Genomic DNA, 3,064 nt, shown 5'->3' with positions numbered 1-3,064 from the left:
GCGGTTCGGGGTCAGCACCGGGTGTTGTTGGGTGGGGGGTCGCCCTGGAGGAGGTAGCGGTTGATCGCGGTGTCGATGCAGGTGCTGCCGCGGCCGTAGGCGGTGTGGCCGTCGCCGTTGTAGGTGAGGAGGGTGGCCGAGTCCAGTTGGCCGGCGAGGGCCTCGGCCCACTTGTACGGGGTGGCCGGGTCGCGGGTGGTGCCGACGACCACGATCGGGGCCGCGCCCTTCGCCTCCGTGCGGTGTGGCTCGCCGGTGGGCTTCACCGGCCAGTACGCGCAGTTCAGGGAGGACCAGGCGAGGCCTTCGCCGAAGACGGGGGAGGCCTTCTCGAAGTCGGGGAGCGCCTTGGTGACCTCTTCGGGGGAGGTGACGGCGGGGGGCAGGTCGAGGCAGTTCACGGCCGAGTTGGCGAACATCAGGTTCGCGTACTCGCCGTCGGGGCTGCGCTCGTAGTACGAGTCGGCGAGCGACAGCAGTCCCGCGCCGTCGTTCTCCGTCATCGCCGCGGCCAGCCCGTCGCGCAGCTGCGGCCAGGCGCCCTCGTCGTACATCGCGGCGATCACGCCGGTGGTGGCGAGGGTCTCGCCGAGCTGCCGGTCCTCGCCCGTGGGCACGGGGTTCCGGTCCAGTTCGCGGAAGAAGTCCTTCAGGCGCTGGCCCGCCGCCTTGGGGGTGCCGCGGCCGAGCGGGCAGTCGGGGCGCGCCACGCAGTCCTCGGCGAAGGACTGGAACGCGGTCTCGAAGCCGGCCGTCTGGTCGAGGTTCATCTGGAGCGCCGGCAGCGAGGGGTCCATCGCGCCGTCCAGGACCAGGCGGCCGGTCCGCTGCGGGAAGAGCTCAGCGTAGGTGGCACCGAGGAACGTGCCGTACGAGGCGCCCACGTACTGGAGCTTCTCGTCGCCCAGGGCGGCACGCAGTACGTCCATGTCTCGGGCCGCCTCGACCGTCGACACATGGGGGAGGATCTTGCCGGACTCGCGCTCGCAGCCCGCCGCGAAATCCTTGAAGGCCTCGGTCAGCTCCTTGGTCTCGCGCTGGTCGTCGGGCGTGACGTCCACCTGCGTATACGCGTCCATCTGCTTCCCGTCGAGACACTCGACGGGCTCGCTGCGGGCCACGCCGCGCGGGTCGATCGCGACCATGTCGTACCGCGCGCGGACCGGCTCCGGGTAGCCGATGCCCGCGTACGCCTGGAGGTACTGGATCGCCGACCCGCCAGGGCCGCCCGGATTGACCTGCAGGGAGCCGATGCGCTTGCCGGGGCCGGTGGCCTTCTTGCGGGCGACGGCGAGCTTGATGTCCCCGTCGCCGGGGCGCTCGTAGTCCAGCGGGGCCTTCAAGGTCGTGCATTCGAAGTCCGGCACTCCGCACTCACGCCAGCTCAGTCGCTGCCCGTAGTACGTGTCCAGGCCCTTGGGGACAGCCGTGGCCGACTCGGACTCCACGGCGTCCGACGGCGAACCCCCCGACGAGCAGCCGGAGACCAGCAACGCGGCCGCCGCGAGCAGCGCGCCCCCGGCACGGAAGGTGTAGCGCCTGGAATCCATCCACCGAGCGTAACTCTCAACCGAGCCTCCCTACACACTCCGTAACAACAACAGTCCGTACGAGTGACACAGGCATCACCCCGCGCGCAGCGCCACCGCCATCGCCTCCACCGCGAGCAGCGGCGCCACGTTGCGATCCAGCGCCTCACGGCAGGCGGCGATCGCCTCGACCCGACGCAGGGTCGCCTCCGGTGACGAGCCTCGCGCCACCCGCTCCAGGGTGTCCCGCAGCTCGACGTTGGCCAGCGCGACCCGCGAGCCCAGCTGCAGGGCCAGCACATCCCGGTAGAAGCCCGTCAGGTCGATCAGAGCCAGGTCGAGGCTGTCCCGCTGGGTACGCGTCTTACGGCGCTTCTGCCGGTCCTCGAGCTCCTTCATGGCACCCGCGGTGCCCCGCGGCATCCGGCCGCCCGCCTGGGCGCCGAGCGCCGCCTTCAGCTCCTCGGTCTCCTTGCCGTCCACCTCGTCGGCGACCTGCTTGGCATCCTCCGCGGCAGCGTCGATCAGCTCCTGCGCCGCCTTCAGACAGCCCCCGATCTCCTCCACCCGCAGGGGCATCTTCAGCACCGCTGCCCGACGCGCACGCGCCCGCTCGTCGGTCGCCAGACGGCGGGCCCGCCCGATGTGCCCCTGCGTCGCACGCGCCGCGGCCGCCGCGACCTGGGGTTCGATACCGTCCCGCCGGACCAGGACGTCCGCCACGGCATCCACCGGCGGCGTCCGCAAGGTCAGATGCCGACAGCGCGAGCGAATCGTCGGCAGCACATCCTCCAGGGACGGCGCGCAGAGCAGCCACACCGTACGCGAAGCGGGCTCCTCCACCGCCTTGAGCAGGACGTTTCCCGCACCTTCGGTGAGGCGGTCGGCATCTTCCAGAACGATGACCTGCCAGCGCCCCCCAGCCGGCGAGAGCTGGGCGCGGCGCACCAGGTCACGGGTCTCCTTCACGCCAATGCTCAGCAGGTCGGTCCGTACGACCTCGACGTCCGCGTGCGTACCGATCAGGCTCGTATGACAGCCGTCGCAGAACCCGCAGCCCGGAGCGCCCCCCAGCGCGCGGTCCGGGCTGACGCACTGCAGCGCGGCGGCGAACGCCCTGGCCGCCGTCGAGCGGCCGGAGCCCGGCGGGCCCGTGAACAGCCACGCGTGCGTCATCTTCGACGCCTCGGGGGGCGGGGTGCGCTCCGTCGTCGCCGTCACGAGGGTGTCGGCGTCCCTGGCGGCGGCGTCGAGCTGCGCCGCGACACGCTCCTGGCCGACCAGGTCGTCCCATACGGGCATGGGCCCCGCCTCCTCGCTACGGTCCTGCATTCGCTTGCCGCGCCCATTGTCGTCGACGGCACTGACAACCGGGCGCGCGCCAGTGCGCTGTACCGGGTGAGGGTGTCGCCCTCGGGCTTGGCGCAACGGTGCCCCCGTGGCGGGGGGAGGGTGTTGCCCTTCGGGCTTGGGTGCACAGCGTGGCGAGGGGTTGTGCCCACCCTCCCCCACTCTCGACTTCGCTCGAGCGGGAG

The 3,064-nt window shown here is 71.8% G+C and carries 2 protein-coding genes; both read right to left on the bottom strand.

Annotation, left to right across the window (positions count from 1 at the left end; all coding sequences use genetic code 11):
• Positions 1-11 precede the first annotated feature (11 nt).
• A complete protein-coding gene (locus tag U9R90_RS34905; protein WP_411061403.1) occupies positions 12-1,550 on the bottom strand; it encodes an alpha/beta hydrolase in 1,539 nt (512 codons plus the stop codon).
• Positions 1,551-1,625: 75 nt separating this feature from the next.
• Entirely contained in the window at positions 1,626-2,831 is a 1,206-nt protein-coding gene (locus tag U9R90_RS34900; RefSeq protein ID WP_411061402.1) for a DNA polymerase III subunit delta', read from the bottom strand.
• Positions 2,832-3,064: the final 233 nt, after the last annotated feature.

The organism is Streptomyces sp. E11-3 (assembly GCF_046540415.1).
Taxonomy (GTDB): domain Bacteria; phylum Actinomycetota; class Actinomycetes; order Streptomycetales; family Streptomycetaceae; genus Streptomyces.
This window is presented reverse-complemented; position numbering and strand designations above follow the sequence as displayed.

Excerpts from the sequence above, each read along its gene's own strand:
- U9R90_RS34905 (WP_411061403.1), bottom strand. The coding sequence starts at position 1,550 with ATGGATTCCAGGCGCTACACCTTCCGTGCCGGGGGCGCGCTGCTCGCG.
- U9R90_RS34900 (WP_411061402.1), bottom strand. The coding sequence starts at position 2,831 with ATGCCCGTATGGGACGACCTGGTCGGCCAGGAGCGTGTCGCGGCGCAG.